This is a genomic window from Mucilaginibacter lacusdianchii (assembly GCF_009770985.1).
Lineage (GTDB): Bacteria > Bacteroidota > Bacteroidia > Sphingobacteriales > Sphingobacteriaceae > Mucilaginibacter > Mucilaginibacter lacusdianchii.
On the sequence record NZ_WSRW01000004.1, the window covers coordinates 70679 to 85914 of the forward strand.

General features: G+C 44.0%; 14 protein-coding genes. All 14 read left to right on the forward strand.

Features of this window, described 5'->3' with window-relative positions; genetic code table 11:
* The first annotated feature begins 418 nt into the window (after positions 1-418).
* Positions 419-1423 carry a glycosyltransferase family protein gene (locus GPM24_RS18895; protein WP_158828717.1) on the forward strand — a complete coding sequence of 335 codons (1005 nt, stop codon included), beginning with the start codon at positions 419-421 and terminating at the stop codon, positions 1421-1423.
* 40 nt (positions 1424-1463) lie between these two features.
* Positions 1464-2450 carry a DUF6427 family protein gene (locus GPM24_RS18900; protein ID WP_158828718.1) on the forward strand — a complete coding sequence of 329 codons (987 nt, stop codon included), beginning with the start codon at positions 1464-1466 and terminating at the stop codon, positions 2448-2450.
* A gap of 45 nt (positions 2451-2495) precedes the next feature.
* Complete coding sequence (purQ, locus tag GPM24_RS18905) at positions 2496-3188, forward strand: phosphoribosylformylglycinamidine synthase subunit PurQ (protein ID WP_158828719.1); 693 nt, start codon at positions 2496-2498, stop codon at positions 3186-3188.
* 1 nt (position 3189) lies between these two features.
* Entirely contained in the window at positions 3190-3933 is a 744-nt protein-coding gene (locus GPM24_RS18910) for a type III pantothenate kinase (protein ID WP_158828720.1), read from the forward strand.
* A complete protein-coding gene (gene bamG, locus GPM24_RS18915) occupies positions 3926-5245 on the forward strand; it encodes a BamG family beta-barrel-assembly machinery protein (protein ID WP_158828721.1) in 1320 nt (439 codons plus the stop codon). The genes GPM24_RS18910 and bamG overlap by 8 nt, the downstream gene beginning before the upstream one ends.
* On the forward strand, positions 5211-5855 hold the full coding sequence (gene lptC, locus GPM24_RS18920) for an LPS export ABC transporter periplasmic protein LptC (protein ID WP_158828722.1): 645 nt from the start codon (positions 5211-5213) through the stop codon (positions 5853-5855). The genes bamG and lptC overlap by 35 nt, the downstream gene beginning before the upstream one ends.
* A gap of 96 nt (positions 5856-5951) precedes the next feature.
* Complete coding sequence (locus GPM24_RS18925) at positions 5952-8063, forward strand: peptidylprolyl isomerase (RefSeq protein ID WP_158828723.1); 2112 nt, start codon at positions 5952-5954, stop codon at positions 8061-8063.
* Between the two features lie 68 nt (positions 8064-8131).
* Positions 8132-8647: a DUF2480 family protein gene (locus tag GPM24_RS18930; RefSeq protein ID WP_158828724.1), complete on the forward strand. Its 516-nt coding sequence runs from the start codon at positions 8132-8134 to the stop codon at positions 8645-8647.
* 2 nt (positions 8648-8649) lie between these two features.
* Positions 8650-9525 carry a DUF3108 domain-containing protein gene (locus GPM24_RS18935; RefSeq protein ID WP_233268905.1) on the forward strand — a complete coding sequence of 292 codons (876 nt, stop codon included), beginning with the start codon at positions 8650-8652 and terminating at the stop codon, positions 9523-9525.
* Between the two features lie 11 nt (positions 9526-9536).
* Complete coding sequence (locus GPM24_RS18940; protein WP_158828945.1) at positions 9537-10100, forward strand: DUF3109 family protein; 564 nt, start codon at positions 9537-9539, stop codon at positions 10098-10100.
* A 56-nt stretch (positions 10101-10156) separates the two neighbouring features.
* Positions 10157-11029, forward strand: a complete 873-nt coding sequence (gene rfbA / locus GPM24_RS18945) for a glucose-1-phosphate thymidylyltransferase RfbA (RefSeq protein ID WP_158828725.1) — start codon at positions 10157-10159, stop codon at positions 11027-11029.
* A 260-nt stretch (positions 11030-11289) separates the two neighbouring features.
* Positions 11290-11934, forward strand: coding sequence for a (2Fe-2S)-binding protein (locus tag GPM24_RS18950; protein WP_158828726.1), 645 nt, complete (start codon positions 11290-11292; stop codon positions 11932-11934).
* A complete protein-coding gene (locus GPM24_RS18955) occupies positions 11931-12911 on the forward strand; it encodes an FAD binding domain-containing protein (RefSeq protein WP_158828727.1) in 981 nt (326 codons plus the stop codon). The genes GPM24_RS18950 and GPM24_RS18955 overlap by 4 nt, the downstream gene beginning before the upstream one ends.
* 99 nt (positions 12912-13010) lie before the next feature.
* Positions 13011-15176, forward strand: a complete 2166-nt coding sequence (locus GPM24_RS18960; protein ID WP_158828728.1) for a xanthine dehydrogenase family protein molybdopterin-binding subunit — start codon at positions 13011-13013, stop codon at positions 15174-15176.
* Positions 15177-15236 lie beyond the last annotated feature (60 nt).

The window sequence follows — 15236 nt, forward strand, 5'->3', positions numbered from 1 at the left end:
TTAGAGGGCTTGTTCTATCAATTCTTTAATTCGATAAATTCCGGTTCAGACAAAAAAAAGCGCAGAGGCCCGCTATCGCGCCCGGGACGGCGGCTGCCTGTAGCGTTGGGTAGGGATCGCGAGAGCTAGGCCTTTTTGGATACTTTTGTGGCTATGACAAAAGTATCTAGCCCCTGCGGCAATGAGCAGACGAAGTAAGTTAACAACCACTGAAGAAAGTTAAGCTAATAGCACTAACTTTATTAAACAGCAAAACCTAAGGCAAATAAATAAACGCCTAGATTGCTACAACATACCCACGCAATAAAAAAACCTTTTCACCATCCATTAATATACATTTAACAGTAAACTATTATTCAATATAAACGCTTTATACTAAAAGCCGTTTATATTTGCGCACCCACCATCTGCTATCTGTATGAAAATTTTGTTCGGTATTCAGGGAACAGGAAACGGTCATATCAGCCGTGCACGCGAAATTGTGCCTTTACTGCAACAATACGGTGAGGTGGATCTGTTGATTAGCGGTACTGAAGCCGAGGTGGGTTTGTCGCAACCGTTGGCCTACAAATTTCATGGCTTTAGCTTTGTGTTTGGTACCAAGGGTGGGGTAGATAAATGGCAAACCTTTAAGCGCATGAACTTGCGGCAGTTGAAGCGCGATATGCATAACCTGCCGCTCAAACAGTATGATTTAATTGTAAATGATTTTGAGCCGGTAAGTGCCTGGGCCTGCCGCCTGCAAAAGATTCCATCGGTATCATTGAGTCATCAGTGCTCGTTTGTGTCGCCCAATACGCCACGACCTGCCCGCTGGAATTATGCTGAATGGCTGTTCAAATACTATTCGCCAACTACCCATCACATCGGTTTCCATTTTGACCGGTATGATGATTTTATACATACACCGGTTATTCGTAGTGAAATACGCCAGTTAGAGCCATCCAATCAAGGACATTACGCGGTTTATTTACCGGCTTATCATGATAAAACACTGGTTAAATATTTGAGCCAGGTTAAAGAGGTTAAGTGGCAGATTTTTTCGAAGCGACAAAAAACACCGTACGAAACCGATAATATTCAAATATTTCCGGTTAACAACGAGGCTTTTAATCAAAGCCTGGCCGGATGCGAAGGTTTGCTGACCGGTGGGGGATTTGAAGGACCAGCCGAAGCGATGTATCTGCAAAAAAAGGTAATGATGATACCCATGTCCGACCAGTATGAGCAGCAATGTAATGCCCTGGCGGCATCCAAGCTTGGGGCCGAGGTGGTGCACGGTATCAACAGCAACTTTGTAAGCCGTTTAAAACAGTGGATTGCGGACGACCGCCGCATATTGGTTGACTTTCCGAATGAGACGGCGCAGATTGTAGATACTATGGTAAAACAGTATGCCCGCACACAGGCTGTATTAGCTTAAACATTTTGCGTAATATTGCCTCCTTGAAACTGCGGCAGGCATGATTAATATTTTTCGCAACTACAATCCGCTTACTATTTTCTGGTTGGTTATCCTGCTGTTCATCATGCGCACTGGTTACCTTATCTATGCACCCGAGAATGTTCAGCTGATGCTGGCCGAACCTTTTATGCGCTCTATACTGCCGGTTAGCTACGCCAAAAGCTTTTCGCCGGCTTTAAGCATGATGCTGGCTGGTATAGTAGTACTATCGCAGGCCTTACTTTTAAATTACCTGATTAATCAGCATAACCTGCTGGGTAAGCCCAGTTTTTTGCCGGCGCTTATGTATGTGGTAGTGTCGGGTATATTTACTTCGTTTTTGGTGCTAAGTGCGCCCCTGTTGTGTAACTATTTGGTTATATGGATGGTAGCTAAGCTGTTAAACTTGTACAAAGACGAAGACGCCAAGTCCACCGGCTTCGATTTGGGGATGATTGCCGCCGTTGGTACGCTTATCTATTTGCCGTTTGTATATCAGGTATTGGTGGTGTGGGCTGCATTGGTTGTTTTCAGACCGTTTGACTGGCGCGATTATGCAGCCAGCCTAATTGGCTATGCTACCGTTTTCTTTTTTATTGCGGTGTATTACTATTTGCATGATAGCCTGAATAACTTTCATAAAATATGGCTTCCGCTGGGCACCCCGTTAAAAGATTTTACGGCGTTTGATAAATACGATTATTTTTTGCTAATCCCGGTTGCCTTGATCTTAGTATTAGGCTTGTTCCGACTGCAGGAGAACTTTTTTAAAAGCTATGTGCTGGTGCGTAAAACTTTTCAGTTGCTGCTGCTTATATTTATCATAGCGGCGCTGTCATTTTATGTGCGGCCCGAGTTTGGCAGTACGCACTTTTTGCTGTGTGTTGTGCCTATCGCTATCTTTTTTGCTTATTATTTTTTGTACGCCGGCAAGCGGTGGTTTTACGAAACATTGTTTCTTTTACTGCTTGTAGGCATAATTTATTTTCAGTTTAACACTTTTTAACTTTTACATTCGTTCAGGTTCAAGGTGTTGTATTAGTTTTGTAACATGAAATTTGGTGTAGTAATTTTTCCCGGCTCCAACTGCGACGAAGACATTATTTACGTGCTTGAGCAAGTAATGGGGCAACAGGTGGTACGCCTGTGGCACAAAGACCATGATTTACAGGGTGTAGATGTTGTAATTCTGCCCGGTGGTTTTTCATTTGGCGATTACCTCCGTTCCGGAGCCATTGCCCGTTTTTCGCCTATTATGCAAGAGGTTATCCAGTTTGCAGGCAAAGGCGGTTATGTAATGGGTATTTGTAACGGTTTCCAAATACTGGCCGAGGCTGGCCTGGTACCGGGAGCGCTGCTGCATAACGAATCACGTAAATTTATTTGCCGCAACACCTTCATTAAGCCGCAAACCACCAACTCTCTGCTTACTTCGCAAATAGATGCTGATAAAGTATTAAAAATTCCTATCGCCCATGGCGAGGGTAATTACTTTGCCGATGCAGATACTTTGAAAGCGCTAAACGATAACGATCAGATTTTATTCCGCTACACCGACGAATCGGGCAATATCACCAATGAAGCCAACCCTAATGGTTCGGCCGAAAATATTGCAGGTGTGTGCAACATCAAACGCAATGTATTTGCCATGATGCCTCACCCAGAGCGTGCTGCTGATACCCTGCTGGCTAACGAAGATGGCTTGGCTATTTTCGAGTCTATCCTGAACATGGCTAAGGCCTGAGATGGCACAACTGGTAATTGATATTGGCAATACCTTTACTAAACTGGCCGTTTTTAATGGCAACGAATTAGTTTGGACCAACCATTATCAACAGGCAAGCAGTGATTTACTGTTGGAAATAGTTAGCAAACATGCTATACAAAAAGCCATCTTGTCATCTGTAAAAACAGAAAGTGAAGTTTGGCTGGCGGCTTTGGAAAAAAAGGTTAAGGTTGTTCACTTTAACCGCAATATGGCATCGGGCGTAAAAAACCATTACCGCACGCCGCATACTTTAGGGCTCGACAGGCTAATTGGGGTGATGGCAGTAAAACATTTATACCCTAATGGCTATAACCTGGTTATTGATGCCGGTACCTGTATTACTTATGATGGTATAGATGCTGATGGGAATTACCTGGGCGGCAGTATATCGCCAGGGCTAAGTATGCGTTACCGCGCGTTAAACCACTTTACCGCCGGCTTGCCGCTGGTACAAGCTAACCTGCAGTTTAACAACATGTATGGTGATGATACCACAACAGCTATACAATCGGGTGTGCAAAATGGTATCCGGTACGAAGTGCAGGGGTTTATACAAAGCTACTTAAATCAGGCTGTAAGCCTGAATATTATACTAACCGGCGGCGATACTGTTTTTTTGGATACTGTGCTGAAAAATAGCATCTTTGCCGGCTATATTAAACTGGAACCTTATCTGGTTCTTAAAGGATTAAACGCAGCTATACAAAAGCATAATGATTAAATATATCAGATCGGGTTTTACTTTTTTACTTACTTGCTTTGCGGTGGGGGCTTTTGCGCAAAGCACGGCCACCAGCAGTTCGCCGTACTCGCAGTTTGGTTTAGGGCTTTTTAATGATCCTTTATTGCCACAAACCCGGGCTATGGGAGGTATTGGTACAGCCATCAATAAAATAAATAATTTCAATACCATCAATGTGCTCAACCCTGCATCTTACGGTTATATAAATTTAACCACTATAGATATAGGTGCGTACACTGGCATATCAACCTTAAGTAATAGTACTACTACAGGTCAAACTAACGCTAACTTTCGTCTCAGTCACTTTGCCTTCGCCGCGCCGGTAAGTAAGCGCTCGGCCATAAGTTTTGGTTTAATGCCTTATACCGAGTTGGGTTATAACTACCGCCAAAGCGCTAAGGGCTTTGGTACTGGCAGCCCTGTTGATACCAATACAGTCAACTATATTTACAGCGGAGATGGTGGCTTATCAAAAGCTTATTTTGGCTACGGCTTTGGCATAGGCAAGCACTTAAGTTTTGGTGGTAATGTTTCGTATATATTTGGTAATCTGCACAAATACCAATCAACCGAGGTGCCTTATTTATATGGGGCCTTAGGTACCCGTTCAGAGCGTAGTAATTCGGTAGGCGGTTTAAATTATGATTTGGGTACACAGGTTTCATTTGATTTGGCCGAAGGTACGCACCTGGTATTTGGATATTCAGCAGCTTTAAGCACTAAGCTTAACTCAAAAATCAATAACTATACATCTCAGTATATGATTGATGCATCAGGTAATGAAGGTGTAGCGCTGGATACCTTGTATCGTCTGCAAGCACCAGATGGCAAAATTAAATTGCCGATGATGAACCACTTTGGCGTATCGCTGCAAAAAGACGGCAAATTTTTAGTAGGAGCCGATTATAGCACTACCAACTGGAATACGCTTACCATTGGTGATGCAAACCAAGGTTTGAAAAAAAGCGAAACTTATAATGTAGGCGGTCAGTTTACACCTAATGCCAACGCCTTGCATAGCTACTTTGCCCGCGTCGATTATCGCCTGGGTTTAAAATACGATAAAACTTATATCAACGTTAATAATACAGACATTAACCAATACGCAGTTACATTTGGTTTAGGCTTGCCTATTCCGCGTACCAATAACACCTTTTATAAAATTAATATTTCGGCAGAGTTGGGCCGCAGAGGTACACTTGAAAATAATTTGCTGCGCGAAAATTTTGTCAATATTCACTTAGGTTTTACGCTTAATGATCTTTGGTTTACAAAATACAGGTTTGATTAACACCCAAAAGGCATTATACCAAACAGCCCGTCACCCTATCAGGTACGGGCTGTTCATGTTTGGTTGCTTAAGCTTATTGGTGCTTTCTTCGTGCGAAAACAGCTTGAAACAAATTCGCGAAATATCAGACAAAGAGGTAACCAAACCTGTTCAGCGCACAGTTGGTGTAGAAATGATTTACAGTGACTCGGCCAAGGTAAAGGCACGTATGCTTACCCCCTTGTTGTTGCAGTATAAGCCAACTGACAGTGTGCAGAAATCATATGATGAAATGCCTAAAGGCGTAAAAATCATTTCTTTTGACAAAGGGTTGCAGCCCAATAGCACAATTACCTCCGAGTATGCCATTAGGCGGGAAAGTGAGCATTTAGTAGAGCTTCGCAAAAATGTAGTGGCAACTAACGCCAAAGGCGATGTGTTTAAATCAGATGAATTGATATGGAATAATGCTACCCAGAAAGTAACCTCAAGTAAGCCGGTAACCATTACCCTTACAGACGGTACGGTGATATATGGAGATGGGTTAGAAACCAATTCTAAGTTCGATCCATGGACAATTCCGAACACCACCGGAAAGTTCAATGTCAACTCAAACATTTCTCAACAATAAAGTGTTTAAGAGCGCAAATTTTTGTTTTACAGATTTTTAATAAAATTGTATCTTGCGCCCTCTTTTAAATAAGTAAAAATTTATTTTATAGATTATATGGGTATAATGGGTTTTTTGCGCGAAAGGATGGGGGTGATACTTGTGGTTATCATCGGTCTCGCGCTATTTGCTTTTATTGCCGGTGAGGTAATTACTTACGGCAGGTCATTTGTAAGCGGCGGTACTAATGATTTGGGCGAAGTGGCCGGTCAAAAAGTATCGTATGAAGATTTTAACGATAAGGTAAAACAAGGTACCGAAGCGTTTATGCAGCAGTCGGGCCAAACCAGCCTTACTCCGCAAATTACCGATTACATTCAGGAAAACACTTGGAATCAAATCATCAGCCAGGCTATCTTCAAAAAAGAGATGGACAAAGTGGGTATCGTTGTGGGTGCTGATGAAATACAATCGTTAACCAGCGGTAAAAACGTTAGTCCGCAAATTGCACAGTATTTTACCGACCCTAAAACCGGTCAGTTAAACAGAGCTGCCCTAAACGATGTACTTACCCGTTACAGAAATGCTAAACCCGGCGATCCGCTGGTTCAACAGTGGGATAAACTGGTTACCAGCATTATTGAGCAAAAACGTATCGAAAAATACTTTGCTTTATTGCACAACGGTTTATACGCAAACTCACTGGATGCTAAGGATGATTACGAAGCCAAAAACAAACTGGTTAAGTTTAAGTATGCCGAGCTGTCATACGCATCATTGGCCGATAACAAAGTAAGTGTAAGCGAAAGCGATTATGAAGATTATTATAACGAGCACAAAGGGCAGTTTAAAAACCCGCAAGAATCTCGCAGTTTGGAATACGTAACCTTTAACGGTGCTGCTACCAAAGCTGATTCTGCCGCCATTCGTGCACAGGTTGATAAACTGGTGCCTGCTTTTAGAACCAGCACCAACGATTCGTTATTTGTACAGATAAATGCCGAAACCAAAGCACCTTTAATCTATCAGCGCAAAGGCCAGCTGGATCCGGTGTTGGATTCTGTGATGTTCAACGCTGCTCCTGGCTTTATTTATGGTCCGTTTGTATCAGGCGGTGCTTATAAAGTAGCTAAACTGGTTGATTCTCGTGTTGGTCCTGATTCAGTAAAGGCACGTCATATTTTAATCAGTGCGGCAAAAGCCGGTGGCATCGATAAAGCTTTATCACGAGCCGACTCATTGAAAAAAGTGATTCAAGGTGGTAAATCATTTGCCGATTTAGCTAAAGTTTTCTCTGAAGATACACAATCAGCAGAAAAAGGCGGTGAGCTGGGTACTTTTGGCCGTGGTGCTATGGTACCATCTTTTGAAGAAGCTGCCTTCAATGGCAAACCAGGCGAATTCAAAGTGGTAACTTCTCAGTTCGGTGTTCACCTGATTGAAATTGAAAGCCAAACGGGTTCATCAAAAGTGGTAAAAGTAGCTACTGTTGATAAGCCGATAGTGGCAAGCAACAAAACGCAATCTGCTGCTTATGCACAAGCACAAGCTTTTTTGGGTGCTGTAAACGAAGACAATTTTGTTCAGCAGGCTAAACAAAACAAGCTTACTGTAAAAACTGCCGATGATGTAAGCGGCGTTTCATCAGGTCTGCCAGGTTTGGATAATGCTCGTGAACTGGTAAGATGGGCCTACAAAGCTGACAAAGGCGATATTGTAGACCAGGTTTATACATCTGGTGATCAATACATCGTAGCGCGCCTGTCTCAAATCAAAGAAAAAGGCCAGTTACCGTTAGACGCTGTTAAAAATCAAATTAAACCCGAGGTTATCAACTACGTAAAAGGCAAACAATTAAGCAGCAAGCTAGAATCGGCCCTTAATGGTTCATCAAGCATTGAGCAAGTTGCTCAAAAAGCTGGCGTAAGTGCTGTGCCGGTAGAGAATGTGGTATTTGCTAACCCGGTAATACCAGGCTTATCATTAGAGTACAAAGTGGTAGGTCAGATATTTGGTTCACCGGTTAAAAAGTTGTCTAAACCAATTGCCGGTCAGCATGGTGTTTATGTAGTACAGGTTGATAGCTTTACCAACCCACCTGCATTAACTAACCCTGTTCGCGAGAAACAGCAAATTGTTCAAACAATGCTGCAACGTGCCGATAACTTAATATTTGACGCACTGAAAGATAAGGCGAATGTAAAAGATAACAGAGCCAAATTCTTATAACAGAAATTAAAGTAATTTTGTATCCGGAAACAGCGTTATACCTGTTTCCGGATTTTTATTTTATAGCTATGGATATACAGGAAAACATCATTAATAAAGTTGCCCAAAGCGGACTGGTTACGCTTGATCCAGCCAACTTTTATCCACCCGGCGAGCGGGTAGTATACGATATCAAGGATAATCTGTTTCATGGCCTTATCCTGCGCGAAAAAGATTTCAGAGAATTTGTAAAAGGCCACGATTGGTCGCAGTATGCCGGTAAAAATGTAGGAATTACTTGCACCGCCGATGCCATTGTACCGGCCTGGGCTTACATGCTGTTGGCTAACCGTATGGCGCCATATGCCCGCGAGGTAGTATTTGGCAATGCCGAGGTGCTGGAAACAGTGTTGTTTGAAAAAGCTATGGCCAAAGCCGATTTTGAGCAGTATCGCGATCAACGTATTGTGTTAAAGGGTTGCGGCGATATTGACGTGCCAGTATCTGCTTATGTAGAGCTTACCAAGCGGCTTACGCCTGTGGCCAAAAGTTTAATGTTTGGCGAACCCTGTTCAACTGTACCTATTTACAAGCGCAAAGATTAATAATGCAATTGAAGGATAGTTTGTATGCAACAGTAGCTAGCAGTTTAAACCTTGCTGCAGATGTAATGTCTGTTTTAAAAGGTTTTTTCTTATCTCGTTACATGGCTAAGTATACTTTATTATCAATGCTTGTTGCATTTACCCTGCAAGCATCAGCGCAAAATTTACCGCAGTTGGATGAGCCTGCTTTTAAGGCTGGCGAAGAATTAAACTACCGGCTTAAGTATGGTTGGTTTACCGGTGCCGAAGCACATTTACGTATTGAAGATGCCGATACGCGTTTTGAAGGCAAACCGGCCTGGCACATCATAGCCGATGGTAAAACTGCCGGCAGCTTTGATGTTTTTTACAAAGTGCGTAACCGGTACGAAAGTTATATAGACAAGAACACCCTGTTGCCTTACCTGTACACAGAAGACCGGCGAGAGGGAAAGTATAAGCATAAGGATAGAGTAACGTTTGATCATCAGGAGAATAAAATAACGGCTGATAAAGGTATTTTTCCCTTTAAAGGTAAGGTGTTTGATTTTCCTTCGGCATATTACTTTGCCCGGTGCCTGGATGTGTCTAAATTAAAAATAGGTGATAGGTTTGATGTGCCTTATTTTTTAGAAGATGGCATACATACGCTGGGTATTACCTACATGGGTAAAGAAAAAGCCGATTGCCCGATGGGTACATTTAACTGCCTTAAATTTAATCCTACCATAATACCCGGTCGCATCTTTAAAAAAGACAGCAAACTGTATTTGTGGATAAGTGATGATAACAACCGTATTCCTATCAAAGCCAATGTTGGCCTGATAGTAGGAAGCGTAACTATGGAATTAACCAATGCAAAAGGACTAAAGCATCCGCTTAACCCCCTAAGCAAATAGATAAAAGAATGATGATTGAGGTTGGTAGCACATTAGTGCATGAAGATGTAATATCGGAGAATTTTGTTTGTAATTTAAGTAAGTGTAAGGGCGCTTGCTGCCTGGAAGGTGATTCGGGCGCACCATTGGCAGCCAATGAGCTGGATATATTGAAGGAGATTTATCCGAAAGTAAAGCCCTATATGACGGCTAAAGGCGTGGCTACCATAGAGCGGGAAGGTACCCATGTAACCGATTTTGAAGGCGATTATACCACTCCATGCGTAGATACGAACAAAGAGTGTGCTTATGTTACCTGGGAAAACGGTATTACCAAATGTGCTATTGAAAAAGCGTGGGAGGCAGGCGATGTAAATTGGCGTAAACCTATTTCGTGCCATTTGTACCCCATTCGTACTACCAACTACCCGGAGTTTGATGTATTGCATTATGATCGCTGGAACATCTGTAGTCCGGCCTGTTCATTTGGTAGCGAACTTAAGGTTCGAGTGTTTGAATTTTTGAAAGAGCCGCTGATTCGTAAATATGGTGCCGAATGGTACCAGGAATTAGAAGAAGCTGTTGCCAGTATGTAAACCTTTTTATATGTTTATAGCGTATAAGTTTATACGCTAACTAATTTACTACAGCTTTGAAAGGAATTATACTTGCCGGCGGTTCAGGAACCAGGCTACACCCGTTAACTTTAGCAGTAAGCAAACAGATGATGCCGGTTTACGATAAACCGATGATTTATTATCCATTATCGGTGCTAATGCTGGCAGGTATCCGTGAAATATTAATTATTTCAACGCCGCACGATATGCCGCAGTTTAAAAAGCTGTTGGGCGATGGTTCTAATTTAGGTTGCCGTTTTGAATATGCTATTCAGGAAAAACCCGATGGTTTGGCGCAAGCCTTTGTCATTGGTGCCGACTTTATCGGTTCGGATAAAGTAGCGCTTATTTTGGGCGATAACATTTTTTATGGTGACGGTCTTTCTAATCTATTACAGGAGTGCAGCAGCCCGGATGGTGGTGTGGTATTTGCCTACCAGGTAGCCGATCCGGAGCGTTATGGTGTGGTTGAGTTTGATAGCAACAATCAAGTTATTTCAATCGAAGAAAAACCAACCGAACCTAAATCTGACTTTGCCGTACCTGGATTGTATTTTTATGACAACGAAGTAGTAGAAATTGCTAAGAACATTCAGCCTTCGCCACGCGGAGAGTATGAAATTACTGATGTAAATAAAGAATACCTGCGCCGTGGTAAGCTTAAAGTAGGTATACTTAGCCGTGGTACGGCCTGGCTGGATACCGGTACATTTGCATCGTTAATGCAAGCCGGTCAGTTTGTACAGGTTATAGAAGAACGCCAAGGCATCAAAATAGCTTGTATCGAAGAAATTGCCTATCGTATGGGCTTTATCGACGAAGCTAAGCTGACTGAAATAGCTGCCCCACTTACCAAAAGCGGCTATGGCCAGTATTTGCTTAAAATGCTTAAAAACAAGAAAGCATAATATAGGGTAGCCTTTTTGGCGACATATAATCTTAAAATATATAATTACGCCCGGCTTGCCGGGCGTAATTTGTTTTATAGCAACTTGAAAGTTTTGCAGATTCCTCAAGTCTTTCAATAGAAAACTTTCAGCAACTGAAAATCCGCTGTTCAATCGGTTGCAAATAGGTATAATCCCTATTTTTAATCGGTATAAATAAGCAATTGATTATCGCCAAACAGGCTAAAAACCTTAGCTTGGTGTAAATTACACCATAACCTATGGAAGAACTGAACAACGGAGCATTGCCAGACGGGCAGGAGCAGCCCGCTGGTAATCCAAGAAGAAATTTCCTGAAGCAATCTACACTGTTAACCGCTGTTGCTTTAACGCCAGGTGTGGCTGTTAAAGCCGCCGAAAACCATGTGGATGAGCAGGTAGCAGCCGTATTTGAAAAGCTGCCGCTTAATATCGAAATTAACGGAACCAAACATAACTTACTTATCGAGCCCCGCGTTACCTTGCTGGATTTACTGCGCGAGCAACTGGACTTAACCGGCACCAAAAAAGGCTGTGACTACGGCCAGTGCGGTGCTTGCACGGTGCATGTTGACGGTCACCGTGTAAACTCATGCCTTACTTTGGCTATGATGGTGGATGGTAAAAAAGTAACCACCATTGAAGGCTTGGCCAAAGGTGACGAATTACACCCTATGCAAGAGGCTTTCATTAAGCACGATGGCTTCCAATGCGGCTATTGTACGCCTGGACAAATCATGTCGGCTGTGGCCTGTGTCCGTGAGGGGCATGCCAATTCAGAAATGGAAATCAGGGAATACATGAGTGGTAATATCTGTCGTTGTGGCGCTTACCCCAATATTGTAAACGCTATTTTAGAAGTAAAAGCAGGAGGGCAGCAGGTATGAAGCAGTTTCAGTACATACGCCCGTCCACGCAGCAAAGCGTTATCGCCGCGTTAAGTCAGCCCGGTACCAAAATTATAGCCGGTGGCAGTAACCTGGTTGATTTAATGAAGCACGGTGTGATGACGCCGGATAAACTGGTAGATATTAATAAACTGCCGCTACGTACCATTACGCCAATCAAAAATGGTTTGCATATCGGCGCTTTAGCGCTCAATAGCCAGGTGGCCGAAGATAAGCAGGTAATGGAGAAGTTTCCGCTGTTGTCGCAGGCACTGAATGCAGGCGCATCGGCCCAATTGCGTAACATGGCAACCGTAGGTGGTAACATGATGCAGCGCACCCGTTGTCCGTATTTTTATGATATAGCTTTGCCTTGCAACAAGCGCAATCCGGGCTCGGGCTGCGGCGCTTTGGAAGGCTTTAACCGTATGCATGCCATTTTTGGCATGAGTGATAAATGTATTGCCGTGCACCCGTCGGATATGGCTGTAGCCATGACTGCGCTGGATGCCACCGTTATCATAGCCGGTAAGAAAGGTGAGCGCCGTTTGCCTTTTGGCGAGTTTCACCGCCTGCCGGGCGATACGCCGCAACTGGACAATAATTTGGCTAAAGACGAACTGATTGTAGCGGTAGAGATCCCAACTAATAATTACGCTGCCCACAGCTATTATTTAAAAGTGCGCGACAGGGCATCATACGCCTTTGCGCTGGTATCGGTAGCTGCGGCTTTGGATATTGATAACGGAACTATCCGCTCAGCCCGTTTGGCTATGGGTGGTGTAGCACATAAGCCATGGCGCTTAACGGCAGCTGAAAAGGCGCTTGTAGGTAAACCAGCTACGGCAGCCAGTTTTGAGCAGGCTGCACAGTTAGCCATGCAAGGGGCAAAAGCATTTAAGGATAATGCCTTTAAACTGAAACTGGCACCGGCTACCATTGTAGAAGCGTTAACACATGCAGCAGGATTAGTTTAGTTATAGGTTGTGTGTGGCGAGTTGTCTGCAAAATGACATTTGCCAAAATTTATTTTATAACACACAACTAAAAACTGACACCGACAACACAAAACCACCATGAAACAACAAGAACTTTTAAATATACCGCCGTTTACCGAAGGCATAGACCGGGTAGATGGCAAATTAAAGGTTACCGGCGCAGCTAAATATGCGGCCGAGCACAACCTGCCTAATATGGCCTGGGCAGTGCTGGTGCCCAGCACCATCACCAAAGGCACTATCAAAACGATTGACACCAAAGCAGCCGAGCGTGCACCTGGTGTTTTAAAGGTGATCACTTATCAAAATGCCCCTAAACTGCCGGGGTATGATAGTGGTAAAGACCCCAGTAAACCACCAACCGGTGGTGGTCCGCTACGGTTATTTATAGACAATACGGTAAAGTTTAACGGCCATCCTATTGCTATGATAATTGCCGATAGCTTTGAACGGGCCACTTACGCAGCAGCGCAGGTAAAAGCTACCTATGCCGAAGAACCGTTTCAAACGGACACTTCAAAAAAACTGGATCAGGCACAAATGCCTAAAGGCCCGCGTTTTGAAGATTATAAGCGCGGTAACCCCGACGACTGGAAAAATGCACCGGTAAAAGTGGAAGAGGAATACATCATCCCTATCAACGTACACAACCCCATGGAGCTAAGCGCCATTGTGGCACACTGGACGGCGGATGATAAAGTTACTGTATACGACAAGACGCAAGGCGTAAAATCAACCCAGAATGCAATTGCCCAGGCGTTTAAGCTACCACCCGATAATGTGCAGGTAATAGCCAAGTTTGTGGGCGGCGCTTTTGGTAATGCCCTGCGTACCTGGCCGCACGAAACGGCTGCTGTAATGGCTGCTCAGTTGATAAAGCGACCGGTAAAGCTGGTGCTAACCCGCGAATTACAATTTAATTCGGTAGGCTATCGCCCATACACTTGGCAAAAAATAAGCGTAGGTGCTACTGCAGATGGAAAGCTGACCGGTTTGATCCACGAAGCTAAAGGGCAGACTTCTACCTTCGAGGAATTTACCGAGGGAACGGTTAACATGTCGCGCTTTATGTATGCCTGCCCAAGCGTAGGTACTATTTATAAAATTGCACCGGTTGATGTAAATACACCAACCTGGATGCGTGGCCCTGGCGAGGCTACCGGTGCTTTTGCGCTGGAGTCGGCTATTGACGAGTTGGCTTACAAACTGAACTTAGACCCTATCGAGTTGCGTGTACGCAACCATGCCGATACTGATCCGGAAACGGGCAAGCCATTTAGCACCAAGTACCTGAAAGAAGCTTATGAATTAGGTGCCGACAAGATTGGTTGGAAGAATCGTCCTGCTAAACCGGGCACACTCACCGAAGATGGCTGGCTGGTAGGCTACGGCATGGGGTCGGGCGTGTTTGGCGCAGGGCGTGGCCGTGCTACGGTAAAAGCAACTATGCTGGCCGATGGTATGCTGTTGGTGCAAACCGCTGTAACTGATATTGGCGTGGGCACAGGTACGGCCATGACACAGGTGGCCGCCGATGCTTTTGGCATACCGTCCAGCCGTATCAAATTTGAATGGGGTGATTCGTCTTTGCCCCCATCACCAACGCAGGGCGGTTCTATGATCACCTCAACGGTGGGTGGTGCGGTGCATGATGCCTGTACAGCGCTCAAAGAAAAGTTCCAGCAGCTGATAGGCAACGGCGGTACAGATAAGCCTGATTATATACAGGTGCTTAAAGATAAAGGCTTGCAGCAACTGGATGTAACAATTACTTCGTCCGGCTCGTCTGAGATGCGCAACTTTTCGAGTTACTCTTACTCGGTGCATTTTGTGCAGGTAAAGGTTCATCCTAAAACTGGTGTCATACGGGTAAACAAAGTAGTGTCGGTAGCAGATTCTGGTCATATCGTGAGCCCCAAAACGGCACGCAGCCAGGTAGTAGGTGGCGCTATAGGTGGTATTGGACAGGCTTTGATGGAGGAAGGTGTAATCGATCACCGTTATGGGCGGTATGTAAATGCCGATTTGGCCGGTTACCATGTGCCGGTACATGCTGATATTCCGCAAATTGATGCCTTGTTTGTAAACAAGCCTGATTATAAAGTGAACCCCATGGGTGCCAAAGGTATGGGCGAAATTGCTTTGATAGGAATGTCGGCCGCCGTAGCAAATGCGGTTTACAATGCTACCGGTAAACGCATCCGCCAGTTACCTATTACGCCTGATAAGGTAATGATGGGTTAATTGGCTCGTCTGGAATATATAAAACTAAGCAATCTTAAGCTATGTTATATTGATATAGAT

Excerpts from the sequence above, each read along its gene's own strand:
- GPM24_RS18895 (WP_158828717.1), top strand. The coding sequence starts at position 419 with ATGAAAATTTTGTTCGGTATTCAGGGAACAGGAAACGGTCATATCAGC.
- GPM24_RS18900 (WP_158828718.1), top strand. The coding sequence starts at position 1,464 with ATGATTAATATTTTTCGCAACTACAATCCGCTTACTATTTTCTGGTTG.
- purQ (WP_158828719.1), top strand. The coding sequence starts at position 2,496 with ATGAAATTTGGTGTAGTAATTTTTCCCGGCTCCAACTGCGACGAAGAC.
- GPM24_RS18910 (WP_158828720.1), top strand. The coding sequence starts at position 3,190 with ATGGCACAACTGGTAATTGATATTGGCAATACCTTTACTAAACTGGCC.
- bamG (WP_158828721.1), top strand. The coding sequence starts at position 3,926 with ATGATTAAATATATCAGATCGGGTTTTACTTTTTTACTTACTTGCTTT.
- lptC (WP_158828722.1), top strand. The coding sequence starts at position 5,211 with ATGATCTTTGGTTTACAAAATACAGGTTTGATTAACACCCAAAAGGCA.
- GPM24_RS18925 (WP_158828723.1), top strand. The coding sequence starts at position 5,952 with ATGGGTATAATGGGTTTTTTGCGCGAAAGGATGGGGGTGATACTTGTG.
- GPM24_RS18930 (WP_158828724.1), top strand. The coding sequence starts at position 8,132 with ATGGATATACAGGAAAACATCATTAATAAAGTTGCCCAAAGCGGACTG.
- GPM24_RS18935 (WP_233268905.1), top strand. The coding sequence starts at position 8,650 with ATGCAATTGAAGGATAGTTTGTATGCAACAGTAGCTAGCAGTTTAAAC.
- GPM24_RS18940 (WP_158828945.1), top strand. The coding sequence starts at position 9,537 with ATGATTGAGGTTGGTAGCACATTAGTGCATGAAGATGTAATATCGGAG.
- GPM24_RS18950 (WP_158828726.1), top strand. The coding sequence starts at position 11,290 with ATGGAAGAACTGAACAACGGAGCATTGCCAGACGGGCAGGAGCAGCCC.
- GPM24_RS18955 (WP_158828727.1), top strand. The coding sequence starts at position 11,931 with ATGAAGCAGTTTCAGTACATACGCCCGTCCACGCAGCAAAGCGTTATC.
- GPM24_RS18960 (WP_158828728.1), top strand. The coding sequence starts at position 13,011 with ATGAAACAACAAGAACTTTTAAATATACCGCCGTTTACCGAAGGCATA.